This is a genomic window from Chitinophaga filiformis, from assembly GCF_023100805.1.
Lineage (GTDB): Bacteria > Bacteroidota > Bacteroidia > Chitinophagales > Chitinophagaceae > Chitinophaga > Chitinophaga filiformis_B.
In genome coordinates this window covers 3,573,421-3,588,755 of sequence record NZ_CP095855.1, presented here as the reverse complement: position 1 = coordinate 3,588,755, position 15,335 = coordinate 3,573,421, and the positions used below count along the sequence as shown (strand labels likewise).

The 15,335-nt window shown below is 39.8% G+C and carries 16 protein-coding genes; 4 read left to right on the top strand and 12 right to left on the bottom strand.

Annotated features, from left to right (window positions below; all coding sequences use genetic code 11):
- Positions 1–279 precede the first annotated feature (279 nt).
- The 3 genes from MYF79_RS14390 to MYF79_RS14380 are packed head-to-tail and all read left to right on the top strand — an operon-like array spanning position 280 to position 2,042.
- A complete protein-coding gene (locus tag MYF79_RS14390) occupies positions 280–642 on the top strand; it encodes a plasmid mobilization protein (protein ID WP_247814666.1) in 363 nt (120 codons plus the stop codon).
- A complete protein-coding gene (locus MYF79_RS14385; protein WP_247814665.1) occupies positions 632–1,405 on the top strand; it encodes a relaxase/mobilization nuclease domain-containing protein in 774 nt (257 codons plus the stop codon). Before MYF79_RS14390 ends, MYF79_RS14385 begins: the two co-directional genes overlap by 11 nt.
- Before the next feature lie 37 nt (positions 1,406–1,442).
- Complete coding sequence (locus MYF79_RS14380) at positions 1,443–2,042, top strand: hypothetical protein (RefSeq protein ID WP_247814664.1); 600 nt, start codon at positions 1,443–1,445, stop codon at positions 2,040–2,042.
- A 433-nt stretch (positions 2,043–2,475) separates the two neighbouring features.
- Here MYF79_RS14380 and MYF79_RS14375 read toward each other — a convergent pair whose 3' ends face one another.
- Together MYF79_RS14375 and MYF79_RS14370 are read right to left on the bottom strand one after the other, a co-directional pair.
- Positions 2,476–4,872 (bottom strand): TonB-dependent receptor, encoded by a 2,397-nt coding sequence (locus MYF79_RS14375; protein WP_247814663.1) that lies wholly within the window; start codon positions 4,870–4,872, stop codon positions 2,476–2,478.
- A 115-nt stretch (positions 4,873–4,987) separates the two neighbouring features.
- Entirely contained in the window at positions 4,988–5,725 is a 738-nt protein-coding gene (locus tag MYF79_RS14370; RefSeq protein WP_247814662.1) for a sulfite exporter TauE/SafE family protein, read from the bottom strand.
- A gap of 207 nt (positions 5,726–5,932) precedes the next feature.
- On the opposite strand from MYF79_RS14370, the gene MYF79_RS14365 reads away from it, so the two are divergent.
- Positions 5,933–6,340 carry a hypothetical protein gene (locus tag MYF79_RS14365; RefSeq protein WP_247814661.1) on the top strand — a complete coding sequence of 136 codons (408 nt, stop codon included), beginning with the start codon at positions 5,933–5,935 and terminating at the stop codon, positions 6,338–6,340.
- A gap of 59 nt (positions 6,341–6,399) precedes the next feature.
- On the opposite strand, the gene MYF79_RS14360 is transcribed toward MYF79_RS14365, so the two are convergent.
- From MYF79_RS14360 to MYF79_RS14315, 10 genes are all read right to left on the bottom strand, one after another.
- Complete coding sequence (locus MYF79_RS14360; RefSeq protein WP_247814660.1) at positions 6,400–7,137, bottom strand: metallophosphoesterase family protein; 738 nt, start codon at positions 7,135–7,137, stop codon at positions 6,400–6,402.
- Between the two features lie 19 nt (positions 7,138–7,156).
- A complete protein-coding gene (locus tag MYF79_RS14355) occupies positions 7,157–7,930 on the bottom strand; it encodes a metallophosphoesterase family protein (RefSeq protein ID WP_247814659.1) in 774 nt (257 codons plus the stop codon).
- An 11-nt stretch (positions 7,931–7,941) separates the two neighbouring features.
- Complete coding sequence (locus MYF79_RS14350; protein WP_247814658.1) at positions 7,942–8,355, bottom strand: arsenate reductase ArsC; 414 nt, start codon at positions 8,353–8,355, stop codon at positions 7,942–7,944.
- A 20-nt stretch (positions 8,356–8,375) separates the two neighbouring features.
- Complete coding sequence (arsB, locus tag MYF79_RS14345; RefSeq protein ID WP_247814657.1) at positions 8,376–9,458, bottom strand: ACR3 family arsenite efflux transporter; 1,083 nt, start codon at positions 9,456–9,458, stop codon at positions 8,376–8,378.
- A 17-nt stretch (positions 9,459–9,475) separates the two neighbouring features.
- Positions 9,476–10,150, bottom strand: coding sequence for a hypothetical protein (locus tag MYF79_RS14340; protein ID WP_247814656.1), 675 nt, complete (start codon positions 10,148–10,150; stop codon positions 9,476–9,478).
- Positions 10,151–10,276: 126 nt separating this feature from the next.
- The gene (locus MYF79_RS14335; RefSeq protein WP_247814655.1) at positions 10,277–10,765 is read right to left on the bottom strand and encodes a GNAT family N-acetyltransferase; all 489 of its coding nucleotides are present in this window, start codon (positions 10,763–10,765) and stop codon (positions 10,277–10,279) included.
- 9 nt (positions 10,766–10,774) lie between these two features.
- On the bottom strand, positions 10,775–11,617 hold the full coding sequence (locus tag MYF79_RS14330; protein WP_247814654.1) for an arsenite methyltransferase: 843 nt from the start codon (positions 11,615–11,617) through the stop codon (positions 10,775–10,777).
- A 62-nt stretch (positions 11,618–11,679) separates the two neighbouring features.
- Positions 11,680–12,009 (bottom strand): ArsR/SmtB family transcription factor, encoded by a 330-nt coding sequence (locus MYF79_RS14325; RefSeq protein ID WP_247814653.1) that lies wholly within the window; start codon positions 12,007–12,009, stop codon positions 11,680–11,682.
- A 149-nt stretch (positions 12,010–12,158) separates the two neighbouring features.
- Positions 12,159–13,217 carry a hypothetical protein gene (locus MYF79_RS14320; protein WP_247814652.1) on the bottom strand — a complete coding sequence of 353 codons (1,059 nt, stop codon included), beginning with the start codon at positions 13,215–13,217 and terminating at the stop codon, positions 12,159–12,161.
- Positions 13,218–13,368: 151 nt separating this feature from the next.
- Positions 13,369–14,736 carry a site-specific integrase gene (locus MYF79_RS14315; RefSeq protein ID WP_247814651.1) on the bottom strand — a complete coding sequence of 456 codons (1,368 nt, stop codon included), beginning with the start codon at positions 14,734–14,736 and terminating at the stop codon, positions 13,369–13,371.
- Positions 14,737–15,335 lie beyond the last annotated feature (599 nt).

The window sequence follows — 15,335 nt, the reverse complement described above, 5'->3', positions numbered from 1 at the left end:
AGGCCCACCCACGAAGATTGAACAGGCCACCTTCGGCATCCTGTTCGCGGACTCGAACGGATCTTCGCTCCGTTAGCAAGCGGTGTTTTTGCTGCGCAAAAACCGCTTGCCCCCTCGCTCCCGATGGTCGCAAGGGGGAGGTGCGGAGATCTTAGCGGAGAATGACGGGTAGCGTAGCTGCCCGTCTGCGGAGAGAGTCCAGGCCGCGTTGCCACCTGGACGAGAAGATCGGGCAGGGCAGCAAAGCTGCCAGCCCTCAATGATTAAAACATAGCAGATATGGAACAGACGCAGGTAAAGAAGAAGGGTAAAGGCGGCAGGCCGCCTAAAGCAGTAAGGAAGGAAATCTGTACAGGCGTGCGATTTACCAAGACCGAATACTTTATTGTGAGAGAAAAGGCCATCAAAGCAGGGCTGCGCTACACTGTCTACATCCGTCAAATGGCATTGTTAGGGGGCGTTATAGCCCGTTTAAGTGAGGATGAACGGGCATATATCAAACAATTGATCGGTATGGCAAATAATATCAACCAGGTGTCAAAACAGGCACATAAGGAGGGGATGTTGAATGCGATGCTACTTTTTGAAAGCTACCGTAAACAGATTGACAGTCTTTTAAACCGGTTAAGACGTGATAAGTAAAGTAATAACTGGTAAAACCTTTTATGGTTGCTGCCGCTACGTTTGTGGAGATGAACAGCGGGCAGAAATACTGGAAGCAGAAGGGGTAAGAGATTACAGCTACCGGCATATGGGTAATGATTTTGAAATGAGCAGACAACAGTTACCAGATAAGCGAAAGGCTGTTTTTCATGGCATCCTCAGCTTTTATCCTGGAGAACAGTTAACTAATGAAGCATTGACGCAGATAGGACGAGAATACCTCGAAAAGCTAGGCATAACTGATACCCAATATGTGATAACAAAGCATACGGATACCGATCATTTGCACATGCACATTATCGCTAATTTGGTTAACAACCAGGGAAGGGCAATCCGTGATAACTGGATAGGGTTACGTGGGAAGAAGGCCGCGCAACAGCTTACGCAAAAATATCAGCTTATTCCTGCCATCGAAAAGAAAATAGCTCTTACCAATCTGCAAGCGCTTAATTATGAAGAAACGGTCCGTTATGAAATTTTCCAAGCGATAGAAACAGTATTACCCCGCTGTAAAACCATACCGGCGCTGGAAAAGGAACTGATGAGAAGTGGGATAGACGTACAGTATAAGTACAAAGGAAATACCCAGCAATTACAGGGTATTAGTTTCAAAAAAGGTTCGTATGCTTTTAAAGGCAGCAGCATTGACCGGAAATACTCTGTAGCAGGCTTACAAAAGGCAATGCAGCAGGATATAAAGCAGGAGTATAAACAATCAAACAGGCGCGGGTTACGCCTGTAACAGTAAACTTATTTAAGAATCAATTAAACTATCTATTATGAATGAGTTGTTATTGCAGACAATTGTTGACAAGTTAAATAAAGTTGATGAAGGTATCCGGCAAATAAATAGCGCAGCGCCTCAAATGCCGGACTACACAGAACAGTTAAAGGGTGTCGATGCTTCTTTAGAGCAGCTAAAAGCAGATGTAACAGGAATGCCGGAGCGGATAAAATTCCCCACAGCGGCGGTTTATAAGCTATCAGAATATCTTGAAATGAATAACGATCTGCTGAAACGTCCACCTATAAGGGAGGTCAAGCATCATCATCATGTAAATGCAGGAGTGATCGTTTCCGCTTGCCTGTTCCTGCTCCTTGTTTTAGTGTGTGTGTGGTTATTCAACACTCGCTCAATGCTACAGGATTATAGAGCTGGAGATATAAAGTATCGTTATATACAGCTACAAGCGGGAAAACAGCTACGCCCGTTCTTGTCCGAAATAGATAGCCTGTATCATGCACATCCGCAGCTCTTTCGGGATAGCGTTGTGCAAAGGGAGGAACAAAGGCAGCGGATCGCATCTATGTTGCTAGAAGCACAGGAAAAGGAGGAAGAAGTAATCCGGTTAAGAAACAAGGCCGGAAAGATCCGATAAGGTCGGTTTGTCTGGGGGAGGCGCTGCCGCCGCGCCATCCCCCGGCCCCCTCCCGGCGGGGTTTCAAACAATGGCGATTACGTTCGTTGTTTTACGTTCTAGACTCTTCAGACTTTACTGCGTGTGAGTGTCGTTGTCAGACCAATCTATCACATACTTATAGCTGCTATCTTCTACTCGATGGCAGCGAACATTTCTTAGTTAACCAGCAATTACTGCTTCAATATACTGAATGCCTCAACGCTCGATTCCACGACCTATAAAAACCACCAATGCGCAAAACTTTCGATGCATGACTACCTGGTGTATGCAGAAAGTTTGAAAAGTATGTTTGGTTTCCATTTCTGCTTTGGTGAAATTCGAATAGGAGTATATGATCTATTCTATATTTGATGAGACTGGTTGGAATACCAGCATGAAGAACTACCATTTATTAATAATCCTTTTCTCCGTATTCAGTTCTTATGGATTTCACTTTTTTGTTGCTTTCATTAAAATGAAACCCAATGCTTAATAAAAGCGCCCTGGTGTATTTACTGTATTGAGTAGCACTAAAGAATAATGGCCCATGCGTTGCGATGGTTTGAATATCTGTATTGAAAATGTTGTTGAGTTGAAGCCCTAATGTAGTTCTGTTTCGAAACAAATTATATTTTATACCAACGTTGGAAAGCAGCAAATGTGTGTCATTGCCTTGGGCTGTATTGGTGCTGGATGTATAATTGAAATCGTACTGAAATTTAAGCTGTTTGGTTAAATTTATAGTTGTATTTGCCGAAGTATTGTAGTTAAGCCCGTTCTTTAAAAAAGCCACCTCATACACAGTACCCTTTAGTTTAAGCAAATAGCCATTGGCGGAAAGATAAAATCTAAGCCAGGGTAATGCCTTAATTTCGGAAATGACCTCGATACCTGTAGACGTCGCATTCCCGGCATTGGTGGCTACCCGAAGCAGTGTAATACGGGAATAATTATCATTAAGCCGGTATAGCCTGTTTTGAACAAAGTTTACATAAGGAGTTATGGTTAGGGCAAAATGCTCAGATAATTTATTATAGGAAACTTCAAAAATATCCTTGATTTCGGGCAACAGGTTAGGATCACCGATTTCGATTGTTTCTTCGTGACGATGATTTTTAAATGATGATAATGACCGGGGCATGGGCCATTCAATGCGGCGGTTGTATCCGATGCGCAGTTTTCTCCCTTTTCCTACATTCCATATACCTTGTAAGGAAGGAAACAAATTGAAGGCATTGTATTTATAGGAATGCGGCTGCAATTGATCTACCAGGTGTCTGGAAGAATATTCGCCCCTTACACCGATGGAATAATTAAATTTTCCCTTATTGCCATCCACTTGTAAATAGGATGAATGAATAGTCTGCCTTATATCCACATGGTCATTAAACAGCGGGTCGGCATAAACATTCCCTAAAGCATCTGTTCTTGTATAATCAAATTCCCCAGTTTCTTTAATAGTACGAAACTGGTAACCGGCACTTAATTTCTGCTTAAAAATGGGAAAAGAGTAATCGGCCTGCAGCCGGATTGCATTCAGTGGTGTTTCTTCATTGGATTTTTCTTTGTTGAATAGTGCTTCATGTGGTGTTGGTGCATCCGTGTTTTCGAGTGGGCCACCCAAAATGGAATATTCATAAAGGGCTAAAAGGTATAAGTCGGCTTTGCCATCGCGGTGATTGTAGTCAAGGCTTACCGTATTAAAGGTTCCGGTTCTTACAAATAGATTGTGATTATAGAACAATGTGGGAGCAGTGGTAAAATTATTGTCCGTTAAATTCAAGCCGGTGCCTGTTTTATAGTATTCCTGGTAAAAGAGGTTTGCGGTACGGGCAGATTCTTTTTTGCCGGTATACAGGCTTAAATTAATGTTGTTGTTTTTGTTGGGAGTGTAGGATGCACCGCCGGTGAGTGAATATTGATATTCACGAAAATTCCGGATGCCAGAAGATGGCGCATAGGTAAGAGTATCATTTACCAGCGTTCGTATGACGCCATCCCGATGGCCATTGAAGTCAAATCTTCTATAGTCGCCTGACAGGTATGTACTCCATTTTTTTGCATTGTAATTAATCGATATGTCGCCACCGAATCTTTCAGGGGTTGTGCCACCGAACATGCCATTGCCTGCAAGACCGAAGCCCATCCCGACTTCCTTTTTGGTGACGATATTGATAATTCCGGCGCTTCCCTCTGCACCATATTTTGCCGATGGTGAAGAAATTACTTCAATACTTTCGATATTGCTGGCAGGTATTTGAGTGAATACATCGACAGCATTTCTTTTTGTTGGTTTGCCGTTGATAAGTACCTGCAAACCTGTGCTGCCCCTTAAAGCTATTTCACCTTCACTATTTATGGTAATGGATGGCAGGCGCTGAAGGATGTCAAGACCTGTGCCCGTGGTGGCGTTTTGAAATTGCTTTGCTGAATAAATCTGTTTATCGATTTGTAAGGAATTGTTCTTCTTTTCGCCTTGCACAACTACTTCATCGAGCTGTGACCCAGTACGGGTTAGAAAAACAGGTGGTATACTGATAACTTTATCTTTTGAAAGAAGAGGGGTAAATATAAATGGCTTGTACCCGATAAACTGGATTTTCAAGCTGAGCTGGTTGATGGTTAGATTGGAAATAATAAATTTCCCGGTGGTATCTGAAATGGTGGTGGCGACGATGGTTGAATCCTGATTGAGTACAGCTACTGTAGCAAAGGGAATGGGTGTTTTTAGGTTTTCATCCTGGATAATGCCCTTGATGGTAATATGTTGCGCCATTAGGGCTGTGCAGGAGCATAATAAAACCGACAATATAAATACTTGCTTTACTCGAATGTATATTGTTGTCATAATTCCTCGCTCTGCTGATTTTTGATAAAATTAATACAGTATGGGAGAAGTTCCATATTTAAACCCACTGTAGACTTTATATGACCGTCAAAAATTTGATTCCGGCAGAAAGTAAGACCAGTACCAAAAAAGTAATGATTATTTTATTATTAAATTTCTTTGTTCCGAAGTGGGAGCCGAAGAAACCGCCTATTGCAACGGCTAATATCCATAGATAGATATTGTGATCAATCTTTTGAATTTTTGATACATGTCCGGCTAATGCAAAGACAGAATTGCATAGTATAAATAATGCGGTAACCCCAGATGCCTTTTTAATCGATGTCCAGTTCATCAATATTAATGGTGGTGAAAGAAAGATTCCGCCACCGACGCCAATAAGCCCGGAAATAAAACCAATAATTGCCCCTAACGTAAGCCCCCGGTACAGAGGCATTTTTTCTTCTTTATCCTGGCTAACGAAATACCCCTTTAATACAAGCATTATAGAAGAAATTATTAAGAATATTCCGACAATTATTTTAAACCATTTGGTGTCCATTGTAATAGTGCCACCGATAAAGGCGGCGGGGATGGAAGTAAATATAACTGCCAGAAAGATCCTTTTATCAAAATACCCCGCTCTGATGTATTTGTAAGAAGCAATCGAGGCTACGATAATATTTAGAATTAATGAGGTAGATTTTATAGTATCTACCGGGAAAGAGAGCAAGGCCATGACAGCGAGGTAACCAGAAGCGCCTGCATGCCCAACTGAAGAATAGAGAAACGCTATTGCTAAAAACACCGCAAATCCTACAGCTAAAAATTCCATTTATTACTGATTGTTCGGCTTACAATATATGTTTTTTTCATGAGGGAAATATGAGGCTACACAGTTATCTAAAACAATATTATATCCGTTTTCACATTTAAAGATTAGCAATAGAGCATTCTTATGTGTTAATCTAATTCATAATTTCAGGTATTGATTTTTCCATAATAAAATCTCTCCCAGCTACTAATAAATTCTTTTATCTCTATGATGGATATAAACACATATCAAAATGGGAATCTCGTTTTTGATGAGGATAAAAATTTATGCAGGGTGGAAACAATCATCCTGGATATAGTGATTTATTCCATAATGGAATCAGACTGGACATTACCCATATATAAAACCTTAGTTTCAAGATTAAAGTCTATTCCTCTAACGATGATTTGGGCTAAGCGTCTACAATTCAATTATGACGATAAAAAAGAGTTCTCCAGGTATTTCGGTACAGTGAAATATGCTTTTCTACCTGATCAGGGATTGCACTATTATGGTAATGATAAATATATTCCTCATGAGTGTAATACGGTACATGCTGTGCAGAACTTATATAAGTCTTATACTGGAGAAGAATTAGATTATGACGTCTGGGCTGATTTTGATTGTCTTAGTTGAATAATACATCTAACAAATGGTATAACTGACCAGTATAAGGTCAATTATACCATTTATATCTAATATCCTTTCCTCAGCATATCAGCCAACTCATTCGGCAAAGGGCTATTCTCAACACCCGCAGCTGCCTTTTCTATATCATATTCAAAGCGCCTGATCTCAACTCTAATCCCATCAATGATGGCAATATTTGAACTCTCATCCAGGTATATAAGAACATATGCCCCCCTTGGATCACCATCTTTAGGTTTCCCTATTGATCCTGTATTGATAGTATGAGCGTACCGCTTCCCTTTGTCATCGGATATTGGAATCACCCGGTAGTATGGTTTATGGGTATGACCAAAACACAATATATCAGCATCTTCCGCTACAAAAATCTCCGTTATAATATCCTGGTCAATATCCTCATACAAGTATTCATTTATACTCCTTGGGCTACCATGCACCATTAATAGGGTAATCTGATCATGATTCAGCTGGAAAGTAATCCGTAAGTGAGCAGGAAGACTCCTAAGAAATACTTTTCCCTCATCGCTTATAATATCATAAGCATACGTCTTAGCCGGATCTGATGACTGGGTATTTTCAGCCTTTACCTTTACATCATGGTTTCCTGCTATGGTTGCGATCTTCCTTCTTTTTATCTCACTTATCACTTCGTTAGGCCAGATATTATACCCTATCAGGTCTCCAAGACAGTAAATAGCATCAGGCTTATGCTGCTCAACATCGTTAAAGAAGGCTTCTAAAGCTGGAAGGTTGGCATGTACATCACTAAATAGTGCAATAGTCATCTAATTCTAGTTACAGTTATTATACTCCCTTCCTCAGACTTTCAGCAAAGGCATCCGGTAAAGGGCTTGCTTCTACAGCTTTAGCAGCCTTTTCTACATCATATTCAAAACGGATAAACTCAACTTGCACACTGTCTTTCTCTTTAATACTACTATTTTCATTGATATGCAATATCACATATCCTCCTCTTGGGTCACCATCTTTAGGTTTTCCAACAGAACCGATATTTATAGCATGTCTGTAATGATCGCTATCGGAAGGTTGAGCCGGCAGTATTCGATGATAGGGTTTATGTGTATGACCGAAGCACATAACATCCGCATCAGCATCCTGCATAATTCTTAACATGCTCTTTTCCTCCCTATCCTCAAAAAGGTATTCATTAATTTTCCGTGGACTTCCATGTACTAAAAGGAGATTCAGTTTATCATTGTTCAACTGAAATTCAACTCTTATATGAGCAGGAAGTGTACGGAGGTATTTCCTTTCATCATCCTTTACTATACTATTGGTAAAAGATATTGAAATGGCTCCATTGGCTTTCTCATCCTCAGTTTTATAAGCACAACCACAATCATCACTGGTACGCCCAACACCAAAGTCATAGTTTCCTGCTATGGTAGGGATACCTCTCTTGCGTACCTCATTAATTACTTCATTAGCCCATATATTATAACCTACAAGATCACCAAGGCAATAAATGGCATCCGGACTTCTGCTTTCCACATCTTTAAAAAATGCTTCAAGTGCTGGCAGGTTGGCGTGAATATCGCTAAATAATGCTATTCTCATTGCCGGAGGGTTTAGAGGTTTTTTGATGTAAAGTGTTGTGAGTAATCTTTGATCTGCTGGCGAACGTTTCTAAAAGATGCCATGATCTCTTCCGGAGTGCCAGTAGCTTTTGCCGGATCAGGGAAATTTTCATGGAACTTTACAGCCCTGGTAGGAAAGAAAGGACAACGTTCTTTGGCATTGTCACAAACAGTGATCACAAAGTCAAAATCAATACCACTGTATTCACTGACATTATTGGAAGTGTGATGACTGATGTCAATACCATCTTCAGCCATTACGCTAATAGCTTGGGGATTGACTCCATGGGTTTCTACCCCTGCACTGTAGACTATTGCTTTTTCTCCGGCAAAGTTCTGAAGATAACCATGTGCAATCTGGCTACGGCAACTATTACCTGTACATAAAACTAAAATCTTCTTCATGTAAATATGATATGACAATCTTAACTAACTGTTTGCAATTCATTTTTGTTGCCGTAATACTTCTTTCTTAACCAAAAGGCAACATTCACCAGGGCAATCAAAGCAGGCACTTCTACAAGAGGCCCGATCACTCCTACGAAAGCCTGTCCTGAATTAATTCCAAATACCCCAATAGCTACGGCTATAGCCAATTCGAAATTATTACCAGCCGCAGTAAAAGCTATTGAGGCATTTTTTGAATAATCAGCACCAAGACTTTTCCCCAGCATGAAGCTTACAAAGAACATAATTGCAAAATATACAACCAATGGTACTGCTATTCTTAGCACGTCAAGCGGTATCTGTACAATCAATTCCCCTTTCAGGCTAAACATTACGATAATCGTGAATAATAATGCCATTAATGTAATAGGAGAAATGAAGGGGATATACTTTTCCTTGAACCATTGTTCACCCTTCCAGGCAATAAGGCAATAGCGGCTTACAATGCCGGCCAGAAATGGAATACCAAGGTATATACCCACGCTTTTGGCAATCTCAGCAATAGTCACATCTACAGTAATACTTTTCATACCCAAAATTGCAGGCAGCCATGTTATGAATACATAAGCATATACACTATAAAGCAATACCTGGAAAAGACTGTTTATTGCTACCAATCCAGCGGCGTATTCCCGATTACCTTCAGCAAGCTCATTCCATACGATTACCATAGCGATACACCTGGCCAACCCTATCAGGATTAATCCAGTCATGTATTCAGGATAGCCATTAAGAAATAATACTGCCAAACCAAACATTAATATAGGACCGATAATCCAATTCAATAGAAGGGATACTCCAAGTATTTTAGTGTTTTTAAATACTTCTCCTATATTCTCGTACTTGACTTTTGCCAGTGGAGGATACATCATTAAAATCAATCCAATAGCTAATGGGATATTAGTAGTCCCGGTTGAGAATCTATTAATAAAAGTAGCCGTTGATGGAATGAAATAGCCTAATCCAATACCTACTGCCATTGCCAGAAATATCCATAATGTCAGATACCGATCCAGAAAACTAAGTTGTTTCCGTTGTGCAGGATTGCAATTATTACTCATGCTTATTTATTTTCTTTTTATTTGTCTGTGAGATAAACCATACATGCAGCGATTGATCCCATTGCAGTATCAATATCGGCTGATGCCAGATCTTTAAATCCATCAACCTCCAGCTTCGAAAGAGGATATGAGAATTTAACTTCTTCCCAATGTGCAAAATCAGCAGGATCTACAGCTATGGGATAAGTTTCTTTTACATTCAAAGCAGGATCATTCATATCCTTTCCATAAATCAATATCGCCGGGGCCTCGTCACTATATTTAACTTCATAGCCAACTTTATTGTTCACTGTAGTTTTACTAACCTTATAACCTATTTTATTCAGGAAATCAATTAGTCTGGCGTCAATTTCGCCAGATGCTTCCCCCGCTGACAAAGATTTTACCCGCTTTACTTTCTTTGTGGTGCTTAATGTTTCAAGAAAAATCTGAGCGACCTGGCTTCTGAAGCTATTGTCTTTGCATAGGAAAATAAAATTCAAGTCTTTGCTATCCATAGATGCCAGGGCTAAAGCACCTTTTAGAATATCCAGAGCTTCCTTATCGTTCTTATTAATTGAATTATTCTTAACAGATGCAAAATACTTTACCAGTTCAGGATAAAGTTTCGGAGCTGGAGGTTGTATAGCAACACTTTTAAAGAAAAAGATACATGCTAATACAGGTGCTAGAAAGAGAATTTTAGTGTTCATAGTTGTTGGTGTTTTGTGATGATTAGAAAACATGGAATTGTAAAAAATAAAGAAATAGTAGTCCCCTACACAAGCAGTTGTGGTTGTTTATTCACTGTTGAATCTTATCCTGTTATAATGTTAGATTTATATTCCTACAGATGTGCTTCTTCTCTCCATTAAGACTGTATCGCGCCATATGCCGTTCATCTTACCAATTTTCTCGCGATATCCTACATTTCTGAATCCATTCTTTTCATGCAATTTTATACTTGCTGTATTTTCAGGAAAAATGCCCGATTGAAGTGTCCAAAAGCTATGCTTTTCACTTTCTTTAATAGCTTTTTTTAAAAGTAAATCTCCGATCCCTTTGCCTCTTGCATCCTCACTTACATAGACACTTACTTCTGCCACACCAGCATATACGCACCTTCCAGAAACAGGTGATAAGGCTACCCATCCTAAAACTTTTCCATTTTCAATTGCTACATATCTGCAATCTTTTGTATGCCCCTTATCCCATTCTTCCCATTCAGGAACGGTAGTTTGAAAAGTGGCATTGCCAGTAGCAATGCCACTTTCATAGATTCCTTTTACTTCCTGCCAATGTATATCTAGTAAAGATTGTATTTGCATAGGATTATATTAATTACAACAACCGGGAGCACAGCATGAGGTTTCAGCTGGCTTTTCAGCATATGCTGTAATACTATATATACCAGTATTACTATTGCGGAATGCTAACAATTCTTCTTTTGACAGATATTTAGATAATATATCATCAGGAACAATAATGGCCTTTTGCTTCTGGATTGTCAGATTAACAAAACCGTTTGAAGAAATAAGTTCTAAATACACTTGTTTTTGAATTGCGCCAGATACACAGCCTGAGTACATTTCAGCAGCTTCTTTAATTCCTGACGGAAGATCCCCTTCTATCACTATATCCGAAATACTAAAGTGTCCTCCAGGTTTTAATACACGGAATATCTCTTTAAATACCCCATCCTTATTAGGCACAAGATTAAGCACACAATTGCTTACAATAACATCAGCCACATTAGCGGTAACTGGCATTGTTTCAATATCTCCCTGACGGAACTCTACATTATTAAATCCCAATTTCTCAGCATTCTCACGGGCTTTGTCGATCATAGCCGGTGTGAAGTCTATTCCGATTACCTTTCCATTTTCACCCGCTTCCTTTCTGGCAACGAAGCAATCATTACCGGCACCAGAACCAAGATCAATAACTGTATTTCCTGGTTTGATTTTAGCGAATTGGGTTGGTAAACCACAACCTAAACCTAAATCGGCATCAGGATTGTATCCCTCCAATGTGGAATAGTCATCACTCATTATGTTATACACCTCAGTAGAACAACCTCCAGCACCACAGCAAGAAGATTGATTTGTCTCCTTGTCCTGTAAGGCAATCTCGCTATACTTCTGCCTTACCATTTCCTTAATTTGATTATCTATAGACATGGTAATCCTGATTTACTATTATCTTATTATTGCAATATTGCGATGATTATAAGCAAAAAAAATCAACAGCAGGAATCAGCATTGTCAAGTTCGGTAAAGAACCCTCCAAAAACCTTTGCGTATTGTTTCCAGACTATGGGATTTATGCAGTAGCAAACACTTGCTCCTTCGATAGTCCCCTGAATCAGCCCCGCTATTTTTAATTCTTTTAAATGCTGAGAGGTGGTAGCCTGAGCCAAACCTAATTCATCAACCAAGTCACCACATACGCAAGCATTTTTTCTTGCCAGATATTGCAAAATGGCAATCCTGGCTGGATGAGCCAATGCCTTTGCCATATTAGCAATATCATTCTGTTGCTTTGTAAATAAATCTGCCTTTGTCGCTCCCATAATAACTAACTATCCTATCGCAATATTACGATAGCGTTTTTATTTGGCAAAATTTTTTTCTGGAAGAGGCAGGCAATTAACTGTCGCACAATTATCAATTGCTTTTCCATATGATAAAATAAAACTAAATAATCCGGTAACATGATGATTCAGCCCACATTCCCCTTAATTTCTATCGCCAACTTAATCAAATCCTCTTCACGTTCATATGCTTTAAGTTTTCCAGTAAGGAAGCCTAGCCGATAGTCAATACTTCCGACTAAACGCCAATTGGTTGTAAAAATGGTTTGCTTAATACAGGAAGTAATAGTTTTGATACTTTTTTTATCGTTGCGATCTGTAGGATCTTGAAGGTTGAAAGGAACAACTGTCCATGTTTTCATTTCTGGACGATCGAAACCAAGTTTTATGAAACCTTCATTTTCAATTGCCTTTTGCAAACGGGTTTCGAGAGCAGGTATTGTAAGTCTCTCAATTTTATCTATTTCATAATGTTCCTTGAGTTCCTTATCCTTTTGGTCTTCGTCAAATCGTATGACAAAGTTATTTATTGCTTCAAGGTCTTCCATGAAAGTACGTTCTTTGAAAAAAGACAAGCAGTATTTCTGACGATCTTCCTCAGTGATCATAAACTCCTCCTCTGGTTCAAAATTTAAATCGAGTTCGTCTTTTTCCACAGTACCGCACATGCTACAGGTAGTAGTGGTATACAGAATATTATTTTGATTATGGCTTTCTCTGGCAACTTCATAACCACATTTTTTACAGGTCGGTTTTGGAAAAACATGCTCTTGACCGTTTGGATAGATCGCTTTACGAGGTCCATGATTGGCTGGGCATTCAAATACAAATAATAAAGGTATTGATTGCACGTCAAAGAAATGGGTATTAAACCTCATAGCCTTACCACATAAATCACAAGTCACACCTTTAGGCACAGGATGTTTCTCTATAAGGCGGTCTTTATGTTCATCGGTCATTATCCATTCCCGAATGGTCTCTTGCCTGTTCCTGGCTCTTGATATTGCTGTATTTCTATATGCCATGGAATCTGCACCACGTACTACCTCAATAGCAAACCGCTTAATTGGGTCATCCACATCCTGCATTTCAGCAGCTTCTTTTGCTTCAAGTTCCTTGAGTGTACGAATTGTCCAACGGTCATAATTATCTATATAAAAATAGTCAGGCTTGCGGTGTTTTTCCATTGTGGTATTTATTTGAGGCAATACAATAAACCTAATCTAAGACAAGCAGTCTTTATAAATAATTTGATATTCAGAGTCACGAACGTTCCAGTTCTAGGCACGTAACGCCTTAGTAAGTCGCTGATTTACAGGGCCTTTTTGTGTCGTAATGTCAATAATTCATTTCATTTTGTAAAACCGCAGCGAATATAGCTATATCGCCTCTTTTTTCCCATACCTCCCTTATCTTACGGCCCGCCTCTTCGGGGGTAATTCTGATATACCTGTAGAAATCACGGTGGCTTTTATGGCCGCTGATCTTCATTATTAGATCTACCGGAGTTCCAGCCAAAAATTCATTGGTACAGAATGAACGGCGGCAGGTGTGGGAGGTTATCCATGCATATTTTGGTTTTACCTGTACTATATTTTTATTGCCTTTCTTGTGGGAGAATTTTATTAACTCGCTAATACCTGCTAGTTGCGCCACTTCTTTGATATGACGGTTAAATTCGGGGTTACTCACAATCGGAATCTGTCGTTTGAAGCGCCTGATGAGTATTTCCTCCGCTACATCCCTTAACGGTACAACAACCCAATGATCTGATTTTTCCTGTTTCTTATATAACGACCCATTCCGTACGTCCTCGGGCCGGATGGACGAAAAATCGGAAAATCTTAGTCCAGTCAGGCAGCCGAAAACAAACAAATCCCTGTATTTAACCAAGTGTGGGTGTTCGGAAAGGTCAGTTTGATATATCCGGGCGATTTCTGCCCATGTCAGGTATACCGCATCCGCTTCTTCGTCCAGTATTTTGAAATCGGATAAATCTATTGGCGGGATGATCTTACGGCGCATCCTATCCCGTAGGAATATGCGGAGCTGCTTGATGGTTTTGCCTATAGTAGAGGTCTTTAGCCCTTTTATCTGTTCCTTTCTACCATCAATAACCTCTGATCTTCGGCGTTGAACATATTCATAAGTCAGATAGTTGACTAGGCTTTCGTACAAGTTGAAATCGAAGGAGTCAAATGTGATAGCGGCGCCCCGGTGTTCCTGAAAGGCTGCCATATGATCTTTCATGTTCCTATACACGTTCAGCATACCCGCCGAAACCTTATCCCGTTTGCATTTGATATAATCCTCGATCTGAAAAATCAGGTCGAGATTGGTTTTAGGGTCGAGGGCGGCCGTCTGTTGGGCCTTTTCTTCCAGCGTGGCCGTATTAAAGGTCGGGTGGAAAGTTTTTTTGGTAAAGTCAGGAATATCCTTTATTCTCTGCCTTGCCGCATGTGTGATGACGTCGTTTGCCTTCCGTAGCAAGGTCGCCAGCTGACCGTTTAGGTCGTCAGCAGTTCCGAATATCGCCGGAAGGTCTGCGGTTATACGGTGGTACTTCCGATTCCAATATTTAGGAGGGATGGCGATTTCCGTGTTTAAGAGGATGGTTTTGCTCCCACAGTACTGGATAAAAATAATACATGTGCCATCTTTGCGCATTTTGCCCTTCGGGCAAATCAGTTTAATTGGTAACAGCATAATTAGTCGAATTTTTAGTCGAGTTCAATGCTGTTAACCGTTATAAAGGTAAAGCGGGAAAATGTTAGAAAATGTTATACAATATTGAAAATCAGATGCTTAAATTTAAGTTAGGTAAAGATCTGTAAACTTAAAATGACTAAACGGAATCCCAGCGGGATCACAGACAAAAATGTCAAATAAAATTACAGCCGCTTAAATCCAACGATTTAAGCGGCTTTTCTTTTTTTTATGATAAAAAGATAAATCATATCAAACGATTTTGAGAGCGTACAAATTCGTCTACAGTAAAAAGTTTTATTTTACAGTAGATGAATTCCTCAAAGATACCTACCAGTAAAAGGTCTGGCGCCTTGCAAACCAATTCAAAAAAAACAAAAATCGGTAGTCAAACAGGTCGGCCCTTCCAAATTTGATAAGAAAGCCACCGCCATAATCGTTAGATTAGCAAGGTTATTGAAATCGACAATCAGATCCAGCATGTCAGAAGTAAACTACTTCGGCAATATAACCTGTTCAAGAAGCAAGAACCAACCATTCCCATATCATGACTAAAAACGCTTACTTGACCTTCATCAGAAAAACAAACACTGTTGCAG